Source organism: Hydrogenophaga sp. L99 (genome assembly GCF_058731905.1).
This window is the reverse complement of record NZ_CM178972.1, coordinates 2379718-2400703: the sequence shown is the minus strand read 5'-3', so window position 1 is coordinate 2400703 and position 20986 is coordinate 2379718. Positions and strand designations below refer to the sequence as shown.

17 protein-coding genes are annotated in these 20986 nt (G+C 65.1%); 9 read left to right on the top strand and 8 right to left on the bottom strand.

Annotated elements, in window-relative coordinates; genetic code table 11:
- The first annotated feature begins 46 nt into the window (after positions 1-46).
- A complete protein-coding gene (locus AC4QBL_RS11480) occupies positions 47-1009 on the top strand; it encodes an alpha-E domain-containing protein (RefSeq protein WP_439114971.1) in 963 nt (320 codons plus the stop codon).
- Positions 1010-1090: 81 nt separating this feature from the next.
- Positions 1091-1927, top strand: coding sequence for a transglutaminase family protein (locus tag AC4QBL_RS11475; RefSeq protein ID WP_472906985.1), 837 nt, complete (start codon positions 1091-1093; stop codon positions 1925-1927).
- Between the two features lie 27 nt (positions 1928-1954).
- On the opposite strand, the gene mltB is transcribed toward AC4QBL_RS11475, so the two are convergent.
- The 4 genes from mltB to AC4QBL_RS11455 form a co-directional block, all read right to left on the bottom strand.
- Positions 1955-3064 carry a lytic murein transglycosylase B gene (gene mltB / locus AC4QBL_RS11470; RefSeq protein ID WP_472906984.1) on the bottom strand — a complete coding sequence of 370 codons (1110 nt, stop codon included), beginning with the start codon at positions 3062-3064 and terminating at the stop codon, positions 1955-1957.
- Positions 3061-5076: a transglutaminase TgpA family protein gene (locus tag AC4QBL_RS11465; RefSeq protein WP_472906983.1), complete on the bottom strand. Its 2016-nt coding sequence runs from the start codon at positions 5074-5076 to the stop codon at positions 3061-3063. Before AC4QBL_RS11465 ends, mltB begins: the two co-directional genes overlap by 4 nt.
- A gap of 127 nt (positions 5077-5203) precedes the next feature.
- A complete protein-coding gene (locus AC4QBL_RS11460; protein WP_472906982.1) occupies positions 5204-6250 on the bottom strand; it encodes a DUF58 domain-containing protein in 1047 nt (348 codons plus the stop codon).
- A gap of 112 nt (positions 6251-6362) precedes the next feature.
- Positions 6363-7283, bottom strand: a complete 921-nt coding sequence (locus AC4QBL_RS11455) for an AAA family ATPase (protein ID WP_472906981.1) — start codon at positions 7281-7283, stop codon at positions 6363-6365.
- Between the two features lie 26 nt (positions 7284-7309).
- Between AC4QBL_RS11455 and AC4QBL_RS11450 the strand changes: the two genes are divergently transcribed.
- The 3 genes from AC4QBL_RS11450 to AC4QBL_RS11440 all read left to right on the top strand — a co-directional run bounded on the left by AC4QBL_RS11450 (position 7310) and on the right by AC4QBL_RS11440 (position 10602).
- Positions 7310-8263, top strand: coding sequence for a histone deacetylase family protein (locus AC4QBL_RS11450; RefSeq protein ID WP_472906980.1), 954 nt, complete (start codon positions 7310-7312; stop codon positions 8261-8263).
- 132 nt (positions 8264-8395) lie between these two features.
- Positions 8396-9169: an enoyl-CoA hydratase gene (locus tag AC4QBL_RS11445; RefSeq protein WP_472906979.1), complete on the top strand. Its 774-nt coding sequence runs from the start codon at positions 8396-8398 to the stop codon at positions 9167-9169.
- A gap of 68 nt (positions 9170-9237) precedes the next feature.
- A complete protein-coding gene (locus tag AC4QBL_RS11440) occupies positions 9238-10602 on the top strand; it encodes a mechanosensitive ion channel family protein (RefSeq protein WP_472906978.1) in 1365 nt (454 codons plus the stop codon).
- On the opposite strand, the gene AC4QBL_RS11435 is transcribed toward AC4QBL_RS11440, so the two are convergent.
- The 3 genes from AC4QBL_RS11435 to AC4QBL_RS11425 all read right to left on the bottom strand — a co-directional run bounded on the left by AC4QBL_RS11435 (position 10579) and on the right by AC4QBL_RS11425 (position 13501).
- Positions 10579-11874, bottom strand: coding sequence for a TRAP transporter large permease (locus AC4QBL_RS11435; protein WP_472902149.1), 1296 nt, complete (start codon positions 11872-11874; stop codon positions 10579-10581). The two genes, AC4QBL_RS11440 and AC4QBL_RS11435, sit on opposite strands and share 24 nt — an antisense overlap.
- A complete protein-coding gene (locus AC4QBL_RS11430; RefSeq protein ID WP_472902150.1) occupies positions 11871-12380 on the bottom strand; it encodes a TRAP transporter small permease in 510 nt (169 codons plus the stop codon). Before AC4QBL_RS11430 ends, AC4QBL_RS11435 begins: the two co-directional genes overlap by 4 nt.
- A 107-nt stretch (positions 12381-12487) precedes the next feature.
- Entirely contained in the window at positions 12488-13501 is a 1014-nt protein-coding gene (locus tag AC4QBL_RS11425) for a TRAP transporter substrate-binding protein (protein ID WP_472902151.1), read from the bottom strand.
- Positions 13502-13857: 356 nt separating this feature from the next.
- On the opposite strand from AC4QBL_RS11425, the gene AC4QBL_RS11420 reads away from it, so the two are divergent.
- The 4 genes from AC4QBL_RS11420 (at position 13858) to AC4QBL_RS11405 (ending at position 18508) form a co-directional block, all read left to right on the top strand.
- Positions 13858-14607: an electron transfer flavoprotein subunit beta/FixA family protein gene (locus tag AC4QBL_RS11420; RefSeq protein WP_472902152.1), complete on the top strand. Its 750-nt coding sequence runs from the start codon at positions 13858-13860 to the stop codon at positions 14605-14607.
- An 11-nt stretch (positions 14608-14618) separates the two neighbouring features.
- Positions 14619-15551 carry an electron transfer flavoprotein subunit alpha/FixB family protein gene (locus AC4QBL_RS11415; protein ID WP_472906977.1) on the top strand — a complete coding sequence of 311 codons (933 nt, stop codon included), beginning with the start codon at positions 14619-14621 and terminating at the stop codon, positions 15549-15551.
- Between the two features lie 76 nt (positions 15552-15627).
- Entirely contained in the window at positions 15628-17418 is a 1791-nt protein-coding gene (locus tag AC4QBL_RS11410; protein WP_472906976.1) for an acyl-CoA dehydrogenase, read from the top strand.
- Between the two features lie 109 nt (positions 17419-17527).
- The gene (locus tag AC4QBL_RS11405; RefSeq protein ID WP_472906975.1) at positions 17528-18508 is read left to right on the top strand and encodes an NAD(P)H-dependent flavin oxidoreductase; all 981 of its coding nucleotides are present in this window, start codon (positions 17528-17530) and stop codon (positions 18506-18508) included.
- A 66-nt stretch (positions 18509-18574) separates the two neighbouring features.
- On the opposite strand, the gene AC4QBL_RS11400 is transcribed toward AC4QBL_RS11405, so the two are convergent.
- Positions 18575-20872, bottom strand: a complete 2298-nt coding sequence (locus AC4QBL_RS11400; RefSeq protein ID WP_472906974.1) for a penicillin-binding protein 1A — start codon at positions 20870-20872, stop codon at positions 18575-18577.
- Between the last annotated feature and the right edge of the window lie 114 nt (positions 20873-20986).

Genomic DNA, 20986 nt, shown 5'->3' with positions numbered 1-20986 from the left:
CACTTGTTGCGCTGCTTGTTTGGCGCTGTTTGCCGGAGTTATTGAAATGCTGTCACGCACTGCCGACCATTTGTTCTGGATGTCCCGCTACACCGAGCGCGCGGAAAACACCGCGCGCATGCTCGACATCAACTACCAGACCTCGCTGTTGCCGCAGTCGGCCGCGGTGGCTCAGGTGGGCTGGGAAGGCCTGCTGGTGATCAGCGAGCTGATGCCGAGCTACACCGCCAAATACGGCAAGGACATCACGCCGCGCAACGTCATGGACTTCATGGTGCGCGACGAGTCCAACCCGTCGAGCATCTGTTCGTGCCTGCGCGCCGCGCGTGAAAACTCCCGTGCCGTGCGGGGCGCGCTGACCACGGAGCTGTGGGAAACGCAAAATTCCACCTGGCTCAAGCTGGCGGGGTACCTCAAGTCCAAAGACTTCGAGCGCGACCCCGGCGCCTTTTTTGAATGGGTCAAACACCGCTCGCACCTCTCGCGCGGCGTGGCCATTGGCACCATGCTGCAAGACGAAGCGTTTCACTTCTACCGCATGGGCACTTTTCTGGAGCGGGCCGACAACACCGCGCGCCTGCTGGACGTGAAGTTTCACGCCGTGCAGAGCGACTTTTTTGGTGCCGCCAGCGAGCTGGACCAAGAGTACGACTTCTACCACTGGAGCGCCATTTTGCGCAGCGTGAGCGGCTTTGAGGTCTACCGCAAGGTGTACCGCGACGTGATCACGCCCGAGCGCGTGGCCGAGCTGCTTATCTTGCGCGCCGACATGCCGCGCAGCCTGGCCGCCAGCCTGAACGAAGTGGTCAACAACCTGAGCGTGGTGGCCAACGACCATTCCAGTGAAACGCTGCGCCGCGCCGGCAAGCTGAAGGCCGACCTGCAATACGCCCGCATCGACGAGATTTTGTCCACCGGCCTGCACGCTTTCCTGACGCAGTTTCTCGACCGGGTGAACGAACTGGGCGGGCGCATCAGCCAGGACTTCCTGGTGCCCACCACCCATTGATCGGCTGAGCGGCTTCACAGCGGAGCTGCCCATGCGGGGCGGGCACAATGCGCGCTGGCCTCAGCACGCCCCGATCCCCGCATGAAATTCCACATCAGCCACACCACCCGCTACACCTACAGCCAGCCGCTGCTGTATTCGGTGCAAACCCTGCACCTGTGGCCCGCCAGCGGCCCATGCCAAACGGTCGAGCAGTGGGACATTCGCACCCCGGGCACCCTGCACGCCCAGCCCGACGGCCAGGGCAACCGGGTGCACAGCTTCAGCCTGGTGGCGCGCGCCGAAGAAGCCCTGCGGCGCATCACCGTGGTGGCCAAAGGCCAGGTGAGCACCCACGGCACGGCCGAATTTGCCGACACCGGCCGCCTGCACCCCGCCTTTTTCTTACGCTCCACCCCACTGGCCGAGCCGCACCCGCGCATGGCCATGTGGGCCTTGCAAACGGTGCCAGCCCTGGTGGCGGCGCGGGCGCGTGGCGAGCAGCCCACCATGGCCGACCTGGTGGCCCTGGCCAGCGCCGTGGCCGACAAAGTGCAGTACCGCCCGGGAAGCACCGGCGTGGAAACCACCGCGCTCGAAGCGTTTGACTGGGAGCTGGGCGTGTGCCAGGACCAGGCCCATGTGATGGTGGCCGTGTGCCGCAGCATTGGCCTGCCGGCGCGTTATGTGAGCGGCTACTTTTACGCCGCCGGCGAGCCCGAACTGGCCAGCCATGCCTGGGTGGACGTGTGCACCCACCCCCAGTCCAACCACTGGCTCAGCCTGGACGTGACCCACCGCTGCCCCACCGACGAACGCCACATCCGCCTGGCCGCCGCCACCGATTACACCGCCTGCCTGCCCATCAAGGGGCTGCGCCGTGGGGGCGGGGAAGAGGTGATGAAAGTAGACATCCAGATTGAACCGCTGGCAGGCTGACGCCGCCGCGATGCGGCGCCCGACACTTCAGCGCGGCTCCAGCAGTGCCTGGATAGTTTCGCCCAGCTCAATCACCGCCAGCGCGTAGTAGCTGCTCCAGTTGTAGCGGGTCACCACGTAGAAATTTTCGGTGCCCGCCACATAGCTGCGCGGGGCGGGGCCGTTTTCCAGTTCCACCAGGGCGAGCTGGCCGGGGTGTTGCAGCGCGGCGCCTTCCAGCACAGCGCCTTTGGCGGTGAAGCTGGCCACGCTGAAGGTGGGCAGGATGTCGGGGGCGAGCAGGGCGTCTTTGTCGAGCTTTTCTGCGTCAAAAGCCACCGGGTAGTGTGTGGGCTGGCCGGTTTGCCAGCCAAACACCTTGAAGTAGTTGGCCACCGAGCCAATGACGTCGGTGGTGCTGTTGAACAGGTCCACCTGGCCATCGCCGTCGAAGTCGATCGCGTATTTGGCCCAGCTGCTGGGCATGAACTGCGGCCAGCCCATGGCCCCGGCGTAGCTGCCGCGCAGGGCTTGGGGGTCCATGCCGGTGCGCTGGGTCAGGCTCAGGTATTGCTCCAGCTCGCTTTTGAAAAACTCGGTGCGCACCGCAGCGCGGGGGTGGCTGGTGGGAAAGTCAAAGGCCAGCGTGGTGAGGGCGTCAATGACGCGGAAGTTGCCGGTGTGCTGGCCGTACAGGGTTTCCACGCCGATCACGCCCACGATGAGGCTGGCGGGCACGCCGAACTCGGCCTCGGCGCGGGCCAGGGTGCTGCGGTTGTCTTCCCAGAAACGCTGACCCGCGCGCAGGCGCACGGGTTCGATGAAACGGGCGCGGTAGGCGGCCCAGTTTTTCGGCGTGCCCCGGGGCGCTGGCGCCATGAGCCGCGCCACGGTGGGGATGCGCTGGGCTTGCGCCACCTGCTGGCGCACCCAGGCGGGGTCGAGGTTGCGGCGGTTGGCCAGGTCGTCTGCAAAGGCCATGGCTTCTGGGTGCTGGCCGTAGGTGAACGCTGGCTGTTTGGCCGCTGCGGCCGGGCGCACCTTGGCCGGGCTGGTGGGCTGGGCGCTGGCGGCGGTGAAGCCGGTGGCGAGGCACAGGGCCAGCACGGCGCGGGTGCTGCAGAGCAACGGGAAAAAACGACGACCCTTGAAAATCACTGGTTACCCTCCTTGGGCCATGCAAGTTGCTTGTATTCGCGTTGCAGTGTAGCCAGCGAAACAGGGCTTTCGCGGCTGTAGCGCTGGGATTCCAGTTTGAGCAGCCATTGCGTCACGCTCTGGCTGAAGGGGGTGTCGCCAAAACGCTGCCTTGCCTCTTGGGCTAGGGCGCGCGGCGGCAGATTGTTGGCGTTGCTCAGCCCCAGCTTGTGCAGGCGCTGGCGGGCGCGCTGCAGCAGGCGCAGCCAGGGGTCGTGTTGCTGGCGTTCCCACAGCGTCCAGGCCGCGCCCGCCAGACTCACCAGCACCACCACGCCAATGAGCACGTAGGCCAGATCGGTCCAGCTGGGGCTCTTAAACCCCAGGTTTTTGAGCAGGTCGAGCTGTTTGCCCTGGGTGTAGTTCAGCACCCACTGGTTCCAGCGGTTGTTCACCGCGTCCCACACGGCGCGCAGCTGGGCCGACAGGTTGGGGTTGAGCGTGCGGATGGCGCCTGCCAGCGCGCCTTCGGGGGCGCGCAAGCGCTCCAGCGAGCCGGTGCGCCCGGGCGCCACGGCCGAGGTGGGGTCCACCCGCACCCAGCCTTGGCCCTGCAGCCACACCTCGGCCCAGGCGTGGGCGTCGCGCTGGCGCACGGTCCAGAAGCCGTCCACCGCGTTGAGTTCGCCGCCCTGGTAGCCGGTGACGATGCGGGCCGGGATGTCCAGCGCGCGCATGAGGATGACGAAGCTGCTGGCGATGTGTTCGCAGAAGCCTTCACGCTTGTCAAACCAGAATTCGTCGGCGGTGTGCTGGCCGTACACGCCGGGCTCCAGCGTGTAGGTGTAGCCACCGGTGCGCAGGCGCTGCAGCGCAGCGTTCACCAGCGCTTCGCTGAAGGCAGGGCCAGCGCCCACCTCGCGGCGCAGTTGCTGTGCCAGCATGAGGGTGCGGGGGTTGTAGCCCGCGGGCAGCTCGATCTGGTCTTGCAGGGCCACGGCGGTGGTGAGTGGGCCGTGCTGGAACACCGGGTGGCTCTCGGCGCGGTAGCGCACCAGCTCGTTCATGGGGCGGCGGGTGAGCCATTGCAGTTCGGGCGTCATGAAAGCCTGGGTGTTGGGCAGCTGGGGCGCGCTGGCGGCGGCTTCCAGCAGAAACAGCCAGGGCCGCTGGTGCGGTTCCATGGTGACTTCGTAGCGCACCGGCTCGCCGCTCACCTGCAGGTTGGCTTGCAGTTCCATGTGGGCCGGGAAGCCCGAGCGCAAGGGGCGCCACTCCACGCCGTCAAAGTCGGTCAGCACCGGGCCACGAAAGTACAGGTCGCGCTGTGGCGGGGGCTCGCCGTCAAAGCGCACCCGCAGGGCAATGCTGTCGTCGAGCACCAGTTCAGCAATCTGGCCCACCCGCATTTGCCCTGAAAGGCCGCTGCGGCCGGTCATGCCGTCGTTGGGCAGGCCCCAAAGTGGTGCCATGCGGGGGAACAGCATGAACAGCACCAGCATGATGGGCGCGCCCAGCAAGGCCATGCCGCCCGCAATGCGCGCCGCCTGGGCCAGCGGTGGCCGGCCCACGGGCATGTGGGCATTGACCAGCGCGGTCAGCAGGCCCAGCAGCGCGATGAGAATGCCAGCCGCCGTGAGCAGCGACTGCGAGTAAAAGAAATGGGTCAGCAGGGTGAAGAAGGCCAGGAAGAACACCACGAAGGCGTCGCGCCGGGCGCGCAGCTCCAGCGTTTTCAGGGCCAGCAGCACCACGATGAGCGTTACGCCCGCGTCGCGCCCCAAAAGGGTGCGGTGGGTGACCCAGGTGGCACCTAAAGTGAGCGCCAGCAAGCCCATGCGCCAGGCCCAGCCCGGCAGCGGCAGGCCTTTGAGCGCCAGCACGGTGCGCCATGCCAGCACACCGGCGGTGAGCGCGGTGCACCACCACGGAATGTGGCCGATTTGCATGGCGACCACCAAGGCAATGACCGCCAGCAGGAACAGCGTGTCGCGGGTGTCGCGGGGCAGGGATTGCAACGACTTCAATGCCATGGCATGCGCGGACTTGGGTGGACGGGGGAGGTCGGGGAGCGGTTGAGCCGGGGACACCATTGGGTTGGCTGTGCCGGGCGGCGGGTGTCACCCCTTTGTTGGTAGCGCAAAGCGCTGTGTGCGGATCTCATGCCAGTGCCAATGCCTCCAGGCAACGGGCGCGGTGCCCCGGGCCCTGATCGGGCGCAATGTCGCGCCCGGGCAGACGCAGGCCGTAGTCGAGGCCCAGGCGGTCGGCCATGAGCACCCACGCCGTGAGGCGCGACAGGCGGGCTTCCAGGGCGCTGTGGCCGCACTGGGCATGGTCGAACCAGAGCTGTTGGCGCTGGGACGACAGGGCGTCGCGGCTCACCAATTCGTTGCGGCCAGCGGCAAACGCCTGGGCGGCCTTTTTCCAGACCACGGCTTTGAGCGGGTCACCACGGCGGTAGGCGCGTACACCGTCAAACTCGCCGGTGCTTTGCGCCCGGGAACTGCCTGCATGGCCGGGCTGCGGCGTGCCTGCAGGCAGGGCGGGCGGGTGCGCTTCGGGCGTGGGGTACACCAGCACCTGTGCGGCGGGGCGCCACACGGTCCACACCCGGAAGGTACCGAGCGGAAACAGGGTTTGCACCTTCAGCGCGGGCAACGCGTGCAGGCCCCGGTGCGGCGCAGGCCATGCCACCTGCACCGTCGCGCTGCCTTGGGCGGGCACATCGCTCCAGGCCAGGGGGGTGTGGGCTGCGTCCACCCCGATCACGCCCGCGCCCAGGCCGTAGCGCGTGCGCTTGCGCTCGCTCGCCAGCCGAATGTCCAGCGCCACAGCCTGCCCGGCGTGCACCGGGGTGGGCGGGTTCAGGTGCAGCGTCACACCGCGCAGATTGCCGTGGCACACGTGCATGCCCACCACGGCGCTGCCTGCCAGCAAAAACGTGAGCAGGTAGCCCAGGTTCAGCTGGTAGTTGATGCTGGCCACCAGCAACAGCAGTAAGGTGAGCGCCAGCATGGCGCCCGCCCGCGTGGGCACGATGTAAACGTTGCGCTGCGTCAGCGTGAGCGTGTCGGTGCGGGGCAGGCGGTTGTGAAACCAGCGCTGAAAGCGCCCGCGCAGGTGGCGCAGGGGGTGCCGCCAGCCAGCGGCTTCAGGCAGGGAAGAAGGTTGCGGCTCGCGGGAGCGCGCTGAAGCCGCCGTCATGACCACCATGTTGGCGCGAGGTGGTTGTGATCGGGAACACCGCGGAACCGGCTTTGCCGGGCCGCTGGTGTTGCCCCCCCGAGGGGGTCGCGCGCAGCGCGGCGGGGGTGGGTCATGGCAATTGCGTGGCGTCCACCATGGCGCGCACCTGTTCCACCGCGCCCCGGCCCGCGTCGCTCACCGGCACCAGGCGGTGTGCCACGGTCTGCGGCAAGATGGCGGCAATGTCGTCGGGCGCCACGTAGTCGCGCCCTTGCAGGTAGGCCTGCGCTTTGGCCGCGCGTACCACGGCCAGCGCCGCGCGGGGCGAGAGGCCTTGGGCAAACCAGCGCCCCGAGCGGGTGGCGGCCACCAGGTCTTGCAGGTAGTCCAGCACCGGCTCGGCCGTGTGCACGGCGGCCACCGTCTGTTGCAGGCGCGTCAGGTCGGCGGGGGTGAGCACCGGGGGCAGGTGCTCCAGCATGTCGCGCCGGTCGGCGCCGCGCAGCAGCGCGCGTTCGGCGGCGCGGTCGGGGTAGCCCAGCGACAGCCGCATGTGAAAGCGGTCCAGCTGCGACTCGGGCAGGGCATAGGTGCCCAGCTGGTCGTGCGGGTTTTGCGTGGCAATGACGAAAAACGGGTTGGGCAGCGGGCGGGTTTCGCCTTCCACAGTCACTTGTTTTTCTTCCATCGCTTCGAGCAACGCGCTCTGCGTTTTGGGGCTGGCGCGGTTGATCTCGTCGGCCAGCAGCACCTGGGCAAACACCGGGCCAGGATGAAACACAAAGCCTTCGCGGCCCCGCTCGTAGATGGACACGCCAGACAGGTCGCTGGGCATCAGGTCGGCGGTGAACTGCACGCGGGAAAACTGAAGCCCGAAAGAGCGGGAAAGGGCATGGGCCAGGGTGGTTTTGCCCACCCCGGGTACGTCTTCGATCAACAGGTGGCCGCCTGCCAAAAGGCAGGCCACGCAGTCAGAAACCTGCTGTGATTTGCCCACGATGACCGTGTTAAGCTGATTTAAAAGTTGGTGTATTTTTGTGTCGGCGTGCATGCCGTGAACCATACCGTAAAACCCAAATGAGCCAGGCCACCGGATATTTCACCCACAAGGATTGTTGGCGACACGAGATGGGCAATGGGCACCCCGAATGCCCGCAACGGCTCGACGCCATTGAAGACCGTTTGCTCATCACGGGGCTTGACCAGGCGCTGGAGCGCCGCGAGGCCACACCGGCTTCCATGGCCGACATGGAGCTGGCTCACGGCCGCATGCACCTGGCTTCACTGCGGGGCCTGAGCGACGGCCTGCGCGACGAGATCGCCGCCGGCGGACCCAGCCACGCCCAGGTCGACCCCGACACGTCCATCAACATCCACAGCTGGGACGCGATTTTGATGGCGGCAGGCGCTGCCATTGACGCCACCGACGCCATCATGGCCGGCGAAATGGTGAACGCTTTTTGCGCCGTGCGCCCACCGGGCCACCATGCCACACGCAACCAGGCCATGGGCTTCTGCTTTGTGAACAACGTGGCGGTGGCCGCCAAATACGCGCTGGAGCGCCACGGCTTGAAACGCGTGGCGATCATCGACTTTGACGTGCACCACGGCAACGGCACCGAAGACATCGTGGCCGGCGACGACCGCATCCTGATGTGCAGCTTTTACCAGCACCCGTACTACCCCGCCTGGGACCACGCGACCGCGCCCAACCTGGTGAACCTGCCGGTGCCGGCCTACACCAAGGGCATGGACATCCGCGAGCTGATCGACATGATGTGGATGCCCCGGCTGGACGCCCACAAGCCACAAATGATCTTCATCAGCGCCGGGTTTGACGCCCACCGCGAAGACGACATGGGCCAGCTCGGGCTGGTGGAACAAGACTACACATGGATCACCCAACGCATCAAGGAAGTGGCGCAGCGCCACGCGCAGGGCCGCATCGTGAGCTGCCTCGAAGGGGGTTACGACCTGAGCTCGCTGGCCCGCAGTGTGGAGGCGCACATCCGCGTATTGGCCGATGTTTGACATTGAACACCCCCCGCGCCGCTTCGCGCCACCCCCCTCAAGGGGGGCGGCATCTGAGGCTCGGCGGAGCCGGTTCCTCGGTGCCCTGGATGAAGATACTTCCTCCGCCGGCGTGGTCTTTGGAGAATGGTTATGACCGAAGCCCTGCTGCTGCACAGCCGCGATGAGCGCGGCGTTTACACCCTCACCCTGAACGCGCCGCGCAGCTTCAACGTGCTGTCCGAGTCCATGATGGCGGCGCTGCAGCAGGCGCTGGACGCCGTGGCGGCCGACCCGCAAGCCCGGGTGGTGGTGCTCGCCGCCGAGGGCCGGGCGTTTTGTGCCGGGCACGACCTGAAAGAAATGAAGGCCACACCGCAGGTGGCTTACTACCAGGCGCTGTTTGCCACCTGCTCCAAGCTGATGATGAGCATCCGCAAACTGGAGGTGCCGGTGATTGCCCGCGTGCAGGGCCTGGCCACCGCAGCGGGCTGCCAGCTGGTGGCGCAGTGCGACCTGGCGGTGGCGGTGCAGGGCGCCACGTTTGGCGTCAACGGTATCGACGTGGGCCTGTTTTGTGCCACGCCCAGCGTGGCTTTGTCGCGCAACATGGGCCCAAAGCAGGCGATGGAAATGCTGCTCACCGGCGATTTCATTTCGGCCGACGAAGCGCAGGCACGTGGCCTGGTGAACCGGGTGGTGGCACCCGACGCGTTGGACGCTGAAGTGGCCCGGATGGTGGGCCGCATTGTGGCCAAACCGCGCCTGGCCATTGCCATGGGCAAGACGCTGTTTTACCGCCAGCTGGAAACGGGCATGGAGTCGGCCTACCAGTTGGCCGGGCAGACCATGGCCTGCAACATGGCCCATGACGTGGCGCAGGAAGGCGTGCAGGCGTTCATCGAAAAACGCCCGCCGAATTGGTAAAGCCGCCGGGCCGCAGCGCTGCCGTGCGGTCTGAATTCCAGAAATCTGTCTTCCTTGCGTGGTTTTCCATGACACCCACCGTTTCCATCGCCACCTCCGTACCCACGTCCACAGCCACCGCCGCCAGCGCGCCGCCGCCCATTGAAGAACTGGACGCGTGGTTGGCCGGCTTCCTTCAGCCCACCGTCTGGGTCGAGCTGTTGGCGCTGGTGCTGTGTGTGCTCGTCGCCTGGGGTTTCACGGCCTTGCTGCGCCGGGGTCTGGGCATGCGGGAAGAAAAACTGTCCGTCATGTTTGGCCGCCGCGTGGTGGACGGCGTGATGTTTCCTTTGCTGCTGCTGGCCCTGGCGTACCTGGCCCGTGCTGCGCTGCTGAAATTTGTGCCGTTGGCGGTGTTCAAGGTGGCCATCCCGGTGCTGGTTTCGCTGGTGGTGATCCGGGTGGGCGTCAAGGTGCTGCAGGTGGCATTTGCCAGCGCGCCGTGGGTGCGTGTGCTGGAGCGCACCATCTCGTGGGTGGCCTGGCTGGCCATGGTGTTGTGGGTCAGTGGCCTGCTGCCAGTGGTGCTGCACGAGCTGGACCAGATCACCTGGAAGATGGGGGCATCCACCATCAGTGTGCGCACGTTGATTGAAGGTGCTTTGACGGCCGGTGCTGTGTTGATTTTGGCCCTGTGGGTGTCGGCTGCCATTGAAACCCGGCTGTTGAAGTCGGCCGTGGGGGGCGAACTGTCGGTACGCAAGGCGGTGAGCAACGCCACGCGGGCACTGCTCATGTTTGTGGGCCTGATCATGGCGCTCTCTGCCGTGGGCATCGACCTCACAGCGCTTTCGGTGCTGGGCGGTGCCATTGGCGTGGGCATTGGCTTTGGCCTGCAAAAGCTGGCCGCCAACTACGTGAGCGGTTTTGTGATTTTGGCTGAGCGCAGCATGCGCATTGGCGACAACGTGCGGGTGGACAACTTTGAAGGCCGCATCACCGACATCAACGCCCGCTACACCGTGATTCGCTCGCCCACCGGGCGCGAGTCCATCGTGCCCAACGAGATTCTGATCACCAGCCGGGTGGAAAATCTGTCGTTGGCCGACGCCAAGGTCTGGCAGTCCACCGTGGTGGGGGTGGCCTACGAGAGCGACGTGGCGCTGGTTCGCAGCCTGTTGGCAGATGCTGCCTTGATGCAGGACCGGGTGCTGAAAGACCCGGGCCCCAACGCGGCGCTTTCCGCCTTCGGTGCCGACGGGCTGGAGTTCACGCTGGGTTACTGGATCGCCGACCCGGAAAATGGGCAGCTCAACCTGCGCTCAGACATCAACATGGCTATCTTGAGCGCCTTGCGCGAGCACGGCATTGAAATACCGTACCCGCAGCGCGTGCTCCACATGAAGCACGCACCCGAGGCGCTCCCGCCGTCAGCGGCTCATGAGGCTGGGTAGCCACAGGGCAATGGCCGGAACAGCGATCAAAATGCCCAGGCGAACGATATCGGCCATCACAAACGGCCAGACGCCTTTGTAAATGGTGCCCAGCTTGACGTTGGGCAACAGCGAGTTGAGCACAAAGAGGTTCAACCCCACGGGCGGTGAAATCATGCCGATTTCCACAATCGTCACGATCAAAATGCCAAACCAGATCGGGTCAAAACCCAGGCCGGTGATGACCGGGAAAAACACCGGAATGGTCAGCAGCACGATGGCCAGTTCCTCCATCACCATGCCCAGCGCGAGGTAAATGCCCATCATCATCACCACCACCATGATCGGGTTGGGGCTGAACTGCAGCACAAAGTCGCGCAGGTCACCCGGCATGGTGGTGAAGTTGATGAAGTTGGTGAAGATCATCGCGCCGATCAGGATCGTGAACAGCATCGCCGTGGTGCGGGTGCTCTCGATCAGGATGTCCATCAGCACCCGGGGCGTCAGCGAGCGGCGCGCCAGCGCGAAAAGGAATGCACCGGCTGCACCCACGCCGGCGCCCTCGGTGGCGGTGAACACACCGCCATAGATGCCGCCGATCACCAGCGCAAACAGCACCGCCACGCCCCAGATGCCACGGATCGCGGCCAGACGCTGAGACCAAGTGAAACGCTTGGCCGGTGGGCCCGCTTCGGGGTCGCGCCAGGTGACAAAAACCACCGCCATGCACAGGCAGGTGATGGCCACGATGCCCGGCAAAATGCCCGCCACAAAGAGCTTGCCAATGTCGGTCTCGGTGATGATCCCGTAGATGACCAAAATGGTGGACGGCGGGATCAGAATGCCCAGCGTGCCGCCCGCAGCGATGGAGCCGGTGGCCAGCGTGTCCTTGTAGCCATGCGCCTTCATTTCTGGGTAAGCCACCCGCGACATGGTGGCCGCCGTGGCAATGGACGAGCCGCAGATGGAGCCAAAGCCGCCCGACGCGATGATGCTCGCCATGGCCAGCCCGCCGCGGCGGTGGCCCACAAAGGCGTTGGCGGCGGTGAACAGTTCTTTGGCCATGCCGGCACGTGCCACAAAGTTGCCCATCAGCACAAACAACGGAATGACCGAGAGCACGTAGTGAAAACCGGTCTCAAAGATGACCTGGCTGGTGCTGGCGTAGGCCGGCATCCAGCCGCGCATGAGGCCCAGCCCCACCACGCCGGCAATGGTCATGGCCACGGCCAGTGGTACCCGCAAAAAAGCGAGGATGAAAACGGCCAGAAAGCCCAGGGTGGCTTCGATCATGAGGAGGCTCCTGCGCCTTGGGCGCCGCCATGCACCACAGGTGCCGGCGGAACAAAAACAAACAACAAGTGCACCAGGGCGGTCAGCAACAGCAGGGCCGCCATGAGCCAGGCCACCGGCGCAATGGCCAGCTGCAGGTGAACGGTGGTGTCGCCGTATTCGGCAAACCGCTCAGCCCGCATGACCATGAGCCGCGCCAGAAAACTAAACACGCCCGCACACACCAGGTGCACCAGGCGCGCTTGAAAACCTTTGAGCCAGTCGGGGATGAAGGCGTCCAGTGAGTCGAACACCACATGTTCGCTGCGCCAGGACACCAGTGGCATGGCGCCAAAGATCACGATCACCATCAGGATTTCGGTCAGTTCCAGGCCGCCGGGCACCGAATGGCTGAAAAATTTTCGGCCGGTCACGTCCACCAGCGTCAGCCACATGATGGAAAACAAGGCCATGGCTGCCATCAGCCCGGTGGACCAGGTCAGCAGTTTTTCTAGGTTCTTGAGCATGGTCTGGATGTCAGGAAGTCAAAAAAAGGCCGGAAGGGCAGTAACGCGGGTCACTGCCCTTCCGGCCTGACAGGCTGCGTACGGTGTGTGAAAACCGGACGGACGCCTTACTTTACCTTGGCGATTTCAGCGCGGAACTCGGCCAGCACTTTGCGTGGGTCTTTCAAGCCCTTGACCTGTGCGCTCGCTGCCCACTTGGTTTCCAGGTAGTCCTGCTTGTCGGCCACGGCTTTCACGAAGGCGGGGTTGGCCATGATGCGCGCCACGCCCTGGGCTTTTTGCACTTCGCGGCTGGCGGCGTCCACTTTGTCCCAGCCTTCGCCGAACATGCGCGCAGCCACTTCGCCTGACAGCTTGTCCACCACGGCTTTGTCTTGTGGCGCCAGGGCGTTGTACTTGGCGGGGTTCATCATGAACACAAAGCTGGTGTTGTAGAGGCCGCCCGGGAAGGTGGTGGCGTGCTTGACCATGCTCAGCTTGAACGAGGCGACCGACTCGTCGGGGAAGAAGGTGCCGTCCATCACGCCGGTGGACATCAGCTCGAACGACTCGGGCGCTGCCTTGAGGGTGGTGTTCCAGCCCATGGCTTTGGACAGCTCGTTGATGTTGCCGCCACCAATGCGGAACTTGAGCGACGCGGCATCAGCGGCCGAGGTCACCGGCTTCTTGCTGTTGAAGATGATGCCGGGGCCGTGCGTGAACACGGCCAGCACCTTCACGCCGCGGTGCTCGTTCAGAGGAGCGAAGTACTTGCTGTAAATGCGCTGGTACGCCACCGAGGTGGCGGTGGCGCTGTTGCCCAGGAAGGGGAACTCGGCCACTTGCGTGTTGATGAAGCGGCCGGGGGTGTAGCCGTCCACGGTGTAGGAAATGTCTGCCAGGCCATCGCGCACGGCGTCAAAGGTGCCCGGTGCTGCCACCACGCCCTTGGGCAAGATGTTGCACTTCATGCGGCCGGTGCTTTCCTTCTCCAGCAGGTCGCACCAGTTTTTCTGGGCCATGCTCGCGGTGTGGGTGGGCGCCAGCCAGCTCGACACCGTGAAAACCGTCTGGGCGGATACAAGTCCGCTGGACAGCACGGTGGTGGACAGGGCGGCAGCGAAGACGTGACGAAGTTTCATGCGGTATCTCCTGGCGGGTAAATATGGTTACTGAATATAAATAAAATGCCCTTTCTGACTATAGGCGAATAGTCGCTGCCAGCGTCTCCAGACTTACCCGAATTAGCCGACCGATGGGTTGGTTAATGGTCGCCCAAATGACAGTGTTGGGCGGTCTGGGGGATTTGGCTTGGTGCGCTGAGAGCCTTCACCTATAATTCATAAAAAGCACGGTCGTTCGTTTTTATTGACGTTCCGGCCAAGTCGGGCAAACAACCTGTCAGATGGCGGTTCGCAAATGGCCCGGCTTACAATGCGCAAGTTGACGTACACGTCAATTGAGATCACCCACTCACAACCATCAGGAGCATCCCAGCATGAAGATTCTCGTCCCCGTCAAACGCGTGGTGGACTACAACGTCAAGGTGCGCGTCAAGAGCGACGGCAGCGGTGTGGACATTGCCAACGTCAAGATGAGCATGAACCCGTTTGACGAGATCGCCGTGGAAGAGGCGGTGCGCCTGAAAGAAAAGGGCGTGGCCACCGAGGTGATCGCCGTGTCTTGCGGCGTGACCCAGTGTCAGGAAACCCTGCGCACGGCCATGGCCATCGGTGCTGACCGCGCCATCCTGGTGGAAACCGCCGAAGAACTGCAGCCACTGGCCGTGGCCAAGCTGCTCAAGGCGCTGATGGACAAAGAACAGCCCGGCCTGGTGATTCTGGGCAAGCAAGCCATTGACGACGACTGCAACCAGACCGGCCAGATGCTGGCCGCGCTGGCTGATTTGCCCCAGGGCACCTTCGCCAGCAAGGTCGAGGTGGTGGACGGCAAAGTGCATGTGACCCGCGAAGTGGACGGTGGCCTGGAAACGCTGGCGCTGAGCCTGCCCGCCATCGTCACCACGGATTTGCGCCTGAACGAGCCGCGCTACGTGACGCTGCCCAACATCATGAAGGCCAAGAAAAAGCAGATGGACATCGTCAAGCCCGAAGACCTGGGTGTGGACGTGAGCCCACGCATCAAGACCCTGACGGTCAGCGAGCCGCCCAAGCGCGGTGCCGGTATCAAGGTGGCCGACGTGGCCGCCCTGGTGGACAAGCTCAAGAACGAAGCCAAAGTGATCTGAGGACCAACAACATGACCGCACTCGTTATTGCCGAACACGACAACGCCGCCGTCAAAGGCGCCACGCTCAACACCGTGACCGCCGCCGCAGCCTGCGGGGGTGACGTGCACGTGCTCATCGCTGGACACAACGCCGCAGGCGCTGCCGCAGCAGCCGCCCAGATCGCCGGCGTGTCCAAGGTCATCCACGCCGACGCCGAGTACCTGGCCCACGGCCTGGCCGAAAACATGGCCGCTCAGGTGCTGGCCATCGCCGCCAACTACAGCCACATCCTGTTCCCGGCCACGGCCAGCGGCAAAAACATCGCCCCGCGCGTGGCCGCCAAGCTCGACGTGGGCCAGATCAGCGACATCACCAAGGTGATGGCTGCCGACACCTTCGAGCGCCCGATTTACGCCGGCAACGCCATGGCCACGGTGCAGAGCCTGGATGCGACCAAGGTCATCACCGTTCGCACCACGGGCTTTGACCCAGCCGCCGCCACCGGTGGCATCGCAGCGGTGGAAACCAGCGCCGCCCAAGCCGACAGCGGCAAGAGCACCTTCCTGGGCAGCGAAATCGCCAAGAGCGACCGCCCCGAACTCACCGCCGCCAAGATCATCGTCAGCGGTGGCCGGGCACTGGGCAGCGCCGAGAAGTTCAACGAAGTGATGACGCCGCTGGCCGACAAGCTGGGCGCTGCACTGGGTGCCAGCCGCGCTGCGGTGGACGCGGGCTACGCCCCGAACGACTGGCAAGTGGGCCAGACCGGCAAGATCGTGGCGCCGCAGCTGTACATTGCCGCCGGTATCTCAGGCGCCATCCAGCACCTGGCCGGCATGAAGGACAGCAAGGTGATCGTGGCCATCAACAAGGACCCTGAGGCGCCAATCTTCAGCGTGGCCGACTACGGCCTGGAGGCTGATTTGTTCGCCGCTGTGCCTGAGCTGATCTCAAAACTCTAAACCGTTGCCAACCCTGTCAGGGCATCGTTCGCGATGCCCTTGTTGTATCTGCTGACATTTCCAAAGAGACACACCCATGAGCTACACCGCACCCCTCAAAGACATGCTGTTCAACATGGAGCACATCGCCGGTATCGCGGCGGTGTCGCAAATGCCCGGGTTTGAAGACGCGGGTCTGGAAACCGCGCAGGCGGTGCTGGAGGAGTGTGCCAAGCTCAACGAAGGTGTGATCGCGCCGCTGAACTGGGAAGGCGACAAGTACCCGTCTTCTTTCCACGACGGCAAAGTCACCACGACGCCCGGTTTCAAGCAGGCTTTCAAGCAGTACGCCGAAGGTGGCTGGCAGGGTCTGCAGCACCCCACCGACTTCGGCGGTCAGGGCTTGCCCAAGACCATTGGTGCGGCCTGCGGTGAAATTTTGAACAGCGCCAACATGAGCTTTGCGCTGTGCCCGCTGCTGACCGACGGCGCCATTGAAGCGCTGCTGACCGCGGGCAGCGATGAGCTGAAAGCCACCTACCTGGAAAAGCTGGTGAGCGGCGAGTGGACCGGCACCATGAACCTGACCGAGCCACAGGCCGGGTCTGATCTGGCGGCGGTGCGCAGCCGCGCCGAGCCGCAGCCCGACGGCACCTACAAGGTGTTTGGCACCAAGATCTACATCACCTACGGTGAGCACGACATGGCCGAGAACATCGTGCATCTGGTGCTCGCCCGCGTCACAGGCGCGCCCGAGGGCGTGAAGGGCATCAGCCTGTTCGTGGTGCCCAAATTCATGGTGAATGCCGATGGCTCGCTGGGCGCGCGCAACGACGTGCACTGCGTCAGCATCGAACACAAGATGGGCATCAAGGCATCGCCTACCGCCGTGCTGCAGTATGGCGACCACGGCGGTGCGGTAGGTTATCTGGTGGGCCAGGAAAACCGCGGCCTGGAATACATGTTCATCATGATGAACGCCGCGCGTTACGCCGTGGGCGTGCAGGGCATCGCCATTGCCGAGCGGGCTTACCAGAAGGCCGTGGGTTACGCCAAAGACCGTGTGCAAAGCCGCCCGGTGGACGGCTCGCTGAGCGCGGCCGCGCCCATCATTCACCACCCCGACGTGAAGCGCATGCTGATGACCATGCGCGCCAGCACCGAAGGCTGCCGCGCCATGGCCGCTGTGGCCGCTGCGGCCTACGACGCCGCGCACCACCACCCCGATGCCGATACGCGCAAGCAAAACGCAGCCTTCTACGAATTCCTGGTGCCGCTGGTCAAGGGCTACAGCACCGAGATGAGCCTGGAAATCACCAGCCTGGGTGTGCAGGTGCACGGCGGCATGGGTTTCATTGAAGAAACCGGCGCTGCGCAGTACTACCGCGACGCGAAGATTCTGACCATCTACGAAGGCACCACGGCCATTCAGGCCAACGACCTGGTGGGCCGCAAGACCGCGCGCGATGGCGGCACCGGCGCCAAGGCGATCGCAGCGCAGATCGAACAAACCGAAATCGAACTCGCCCAGCGAGACAGCGCCAACGCCAAGGCCGTGCTCAAGCGCCTGAAGGCCGCGCGCGAAGCCTTTGTGGACGTGGTGGAGTTCATTGCGGCCAACACCCGCAGCAACCCCAACGCCGCCTTTGCCGGCAGCGTGCCCTACTTGATGCTGGCCGGCAACCTCATGGCCGGCTGGCAGCTGGCGCGCTCGCTGATGGTGGCCGAAGACCAGCTGGCCGCGGGCACCGACGCGGGGTTCATGCAGGCCAAGATCACCACCGCGCGCTTTTATGCCGACCACATCCTGAGCCGTGCCCCGGGCGTGCGCGACAGCATCGTGGAAGGCTCGGACGCTGTGACCGCGATGGCGGTGGACGCGTTCTGACACACCTGCTGGGCTGGGGTCTGTCGCACCAGCTACAGACCGCTGCACGGGCGTGACCCAGAATTCAACCGGTCCATTTCAGCGAACCCAAAACCACAACGGAGACTCCATGACCACTCGCCAACGCTACCTGCCCCCGGTGCTGCAGAAGATCCGCTTCCCGGTGATCGGCTCGCCGCTGTTCATCATCAGCAACCCCAAGCTCGTCATTGCCCAGTGCAAGGCTGGCGTGGTGGGCTCCATGCCCGCGCTCAACGCACGCCCGGCCTCGCAGCTGGACGAGTGGCTGGCCGAAATCACCGAAGCCCTGGCCGCGCACGACGCCGCCAACCCGGACAACCCGGCGGCACCGTTTGCCATCAACCAGATCGTGCACAAGAGCAACGACCGGCTGGAGCAAGACATGGCGCTGTGCGCCAAATACAAGGTGCCGATCATCATCACCAGCCTGGGCGCGCGCGAAGACGTGAACCAGGGCGTGCACAGCTGGGGCGGCGTGGTGCTGCACGACGTGATCAACAACGTGTTTGCCCACAAGGCGATTGAAAAGGGCGCTGATGGCCTGATTCCCGTGGCGGCCGGTGCCGGCGGTCATGCCAGCGTGAAGAGCCCATTTGCCATGGTGCAGGAAATCCGCGAATGGTTCGACGGCCCGGTGGCCCTGTCGGGTTCTATCGCTTCGGGCGGTGCCGTGCTGGCCGCGCAGGCCATGGGCGCCGACTTTGCCTACATCGGTTCGGCCTTCATTGCCACCGAAGAAGCGCGCGCGGTGGACGGCTACAAGCAGATGATCACCGAGAGCAATTCGGACGACATCGTTTACAGCAACTTCTACACCGGCATCCACGGCAATTACCTCAAGGGCAGCATCAAAAACGCTGGCATGGACCCGGACCACCTGCCCGAGAGCGACCCGAGCAAGATGAACTTTTCCACTGGCGAGGGTGCCAACGCCGCCAAGGCCTGGAAAGACATCTGGGGTTGCGGCCAGGGCATTGGTGCCATCCGCGAAGTGGTGCCTGCGGCCGATCTGGTGGCGCGTTTCAAGCGCGAATACGCCGAGGCCAAAGCCCGCATCTGCGGCGCCTGAAACCGCGCCGGCTCATCAAAAAAGCCGACCCTTGGGTCGGCTTTTTTGCGCTGGTCGTTTCCAGCTTCAGGGTTTGAACAGGTCTTTCAACGCGTCCAGCAGGGTGGGTGGGCCGGCGTATTGCGTGCCGCCCGCGTCTGAAATGCTGCTGACCCAGCCGCCGCCGTCCACCCATTCGCTGTAGAGCCATTCGTCGTTGACCCGGCTCAGGCCAGCGGGTGGCGCCGGTGGTGGCGCCACGGGCACACCTTTCAGGGCCGCACCCATGAAGTCGATCCAGATGGGCAGCGCCAGCCCACCGCCCGAAGCCCCACCACCGAGGCTGCGCGGCTTGTCGTAGCCCATCCACACGGCCGTGGCCAGGCTGGGGTGGTAGCCGGTGAACCACGCGTCCACCGCGTCGTTGGTGGTGCCGGTTTTGCCGTAAATGTCGGTGCGCTTCAACCGCGCTTGCGCCTGGGCGGCGGTGCCCGAGCGGGTCACGTCGTTCAGCAGGCTGCTCATCACATACGCGTTGCGTTCGGGCAGGGCGCGGTTGTCTTCCGTCAGGGCGGCGGCGGGGGGTGCTTCAAACAGCACCTTGCCTTGGGCGTCGGTGATCTTTTCAATGACCACCGGCGCCACGCGCCAGCCGCCGTTGGCCAGCGTGGCATACGCACCGGCCATTTGCAGCGGCGTCACCAGGCCGGTGCCCAGCGCCAGCGTGAGGTTGTCGGGGTGGCGCTGTGCGTCCATGCCAAAGCGGGTGCTCCATTCGCGGGCGCGCTGGGTGCCCACGTGCTGCAGCACGCGCACGCTGGCAAGGTTGCTGGATTGGGTGAGCGCTGTGCGCAGCGAGATAGGGCCGCTGTGTGCGCCGCTGCTGTTGCCGGGGCTCCAGCCGTTGGGCGCTGTGAAGGGCAGGTCGTCCACCAGCGTGGCCGGCATCACGCGGGCTTCCAGCGCCGCCGAATACAGCAGCGGCTTGAAGGCCGAGCCGGGCTGGCGCCAGCTTTGCGTGACGTGGTTGAACGGCTGGCGCGTGAAGTCAAAGCCGCCCACCAGCGCACGCACCCGGCCACTTTGCGTGTCCAGCGCCACCAACGCGGCTTCGGCCTCGGGCCACTGGGCGATGGCCCAGGTTTCACCGGTTTTGGCGTTGCCTTTGCTGAGCATCCGCACCACCGCGCCCCGGGTGAGTTTCAGCGCGGGCTTGGCCTTGGCGCTCAGCCCGGGCTGTGCCCAGCGCAGGCCTTCGCCCTTCACGCTCACCCGTTCGCCGCTGGCGAGTTGCACGCGCAGTTCTTTGGGTGACGCGGAGAGCACCACCGCCACGCGCAGGGTCTCGTCGTCGCGGTGGTCTTTCAGTGCCAGCGCCGCGGCGCTCTCCAGCTCCGGGCCGTTGCTGGCGGGCAGCGCCTCAAAGCCTTCCGGGCCGCGCCAGGTGCCCCGGCGGTCAAAGGCCAGCACACCGCTTTGCACCGCATCAAACGCGGCGCGTTGCTCGGCCGCGCGCAGCGAGGTGGTGACCCGCAACCCCGTGGTGTAGGCCCCGGTGCCAAAGCGTTCGACCACCGCGCGGCGGGCCATTTCGGCGACGTGTTCGGCGTTCACGCTGCGCTGGCCGGGCGTGCGAATGCGCAGCTTTTCAGCGCGTGCAGCCGCCAGCTGTTGCTCGGTGATGGCGCCGGTGGCGCGCATGCGTTCGAGCACCACGCGCTGGCGCTGCACGGCTCGCTCGAAGTTGGCCACCGGGTTGGCGTAGTACGGGTTTTGCGGCAGGCCAGCCAGCATGGCGGCTTCGGCCAGGGTGAGCTGGTCCATGGGCTTGCCGAAATAGGTGCGCGCTGCGGCGGCGAAGCCATAGGCCCGCTGGCCCAGAAAAATCTCGTTGAGGTAAATCTCCAGGATGCGGTCTTTGGACAAGGCTTCCTCTACCTTGAAGGCCAGCAAAATTTCTTTCGCCTTGCGCTCCACCGTCAGCTCACGCGTGAGCAGCATGGTGCGCACCAGCTGCTGCGTGATGGTGCTGGCACCCTGCTTGCGTCCGCCGGTCAACATGGCGAACGCGGCGCGTGCCATGCCCTTGGGGTCCACACCCGAGTGCTCGCGAAAGCGCGCGTCTTCCACCGCCAGCACGGCGTCTTGCAGCAGCTTGGGCGTGCGGGCCAGCGGCACATAGTCGCGCCGCTCGGCGCCAAACTGCGCAATCTCCACGCCATCGGCGGTGAACACCTGCAACGGCAGTTTGGGTTGGTAGTTGACGATGCGGTCGATGGGCGGCAGGTCAAACGTGGCCGCGGCCGCTGGCGGTGGGCCGAGCCACAAGGCGGCAGGCGCCAAGGCCAGGGCGACAACCGCAGGGCGAAGGGATAACAGGAACATGGGGCCGAATTATCCGGGGCGCGTGTGAACCGGGGGTGAAGTGGTGCGCAAAGGCTGTAACGGCATGTCAGTGGCGCAAGGCGACCCAAGGGCCTTGGCGCTTCTGAGCGGGGG

What these genes read in the sequence shown, in the direction of transcription:
- AC4QBL_RS11480 (WP_439114971.1), top strand. Translation starts at nt 47, where the DNA reads ATGCTGTCACGCACTGCCGACCATTTGTTCTGGATGTCCCGCTACACC.
- AC4QBL_RS11475 (WP_472906985.1), top strand. Translation starts at nt 1,091, where the DNA reads ATGAAATTCCACATCAGCCACACCACCCGCTACACCTACAGCCAGCCG.
- AC4QBL_RS11465 (WP_472906983.1), bottom strand. Translation starts at nt 5,076, where the DNA reads ATGGCATTGAAGTCGTTGCAATCCCTGCCCCGCGACACCCGCGACACG.
- AC4QBL_RS11460 (WP_472906982.1), bottom strand. Translation starts at nt 6,250, where the DNA reads ATGACGGCGGCTTCAGCGCGCTCCCGCGAGCCGCAACCTTCTTCCCTG.
- AC4QBL_RS11455 (WP_472906981.1), bottom strand. Translation starts at nt 7,283, where the DNA reads ATGCACGCCGACACAAAAATACACCAACTTTTAAATCAGCTTAACACG.
- AC4QBL_RS11450 (WP_472906980.1), top strand. Translation starts at nt 7,310, where the DNA reads ATGAGCCAGGCCACCGGATATTTCACCCACAAGGATTGTTGGCGACAC.
- AC4QBL_RS11445 (WP_472906979.1), top strand. Translation starts at nt 8,396, where the DNA reads ATGACCGAAGCCCTGCTGCTGCACAGCCGCGATGAGCGCGGCGTTTAC.
- AC4QBL_RS11440 (WP_472906978.1), top strand. Translation starts at nt 9,238, where the DNA reads ATGACACCCACCGTTTCCATCGCCACCTCCGTACCCACGTCCACAGCC.
- AC4QBL_RS11435 (WP_472902149.1), bottom strand. Translation starts at nt 11,874, where the DNA reads ATGATCGAAGCCACCCTGGGCTTTCTGGCCGTTTTCATCCTCGCTTTT.
- AC4QBL_RS11430 (WP_472902150.1), bottom strand. Translation starts at nt 12,380, where the DNA reads ATGCTCAAGAACCTAGAAAAACTGCTGACCTGGTCCACCGGGCTGATG.
- AC4QBL_RS11425 (WP_472902151.1), bottom strand. Translation starts at nt 13,501, where the DNA reads ATGAAACTTCGTCACGTCTTCGCTGCCGCCCTGTCCACCACCGTGCTG.
- AC4QBL_RS11420 (WP_472902152.1), top strand. Translation starts at nt 13,858, where the DNA reads ATGAAGATTCTCGTCCCCGTCAAACGCGTGGTGGACTACAACGTCAAG.
- AC4QBL_RS11415 (WP_472906977.1), top strand. Translation starts at nt 14,619, where the DNA reads ATGACCGCACTCGTTATTGCCGAACACGACAACGCCGCCGTCAAAGGC.
- AC4QBL_RS11410 (WP_472906976.1), top strand. Translation starts at nt 15,628, where the DNA reads ATGAGCTACACCGCACCCCTCAAAGACATGCTGTTCAACATGGAGCAC.
- AC4QBL_RS11405 (WP_472906975.1), top strand. Translation starts at nt 17,528, where the DNA reads ATGACCACTCGCCAACGCTACCTGCCCCCGGTGCTGCAGAAGATCCGC.
- AC4QBL_RS11400 (WP_472906974.1), bottom strand. Translation starts at nt 20,872, where the DNA reads ATGTTCCTGTTATCCCTTCGCCCTGCGGTTGTCGCCCTGGCCTTGGCG.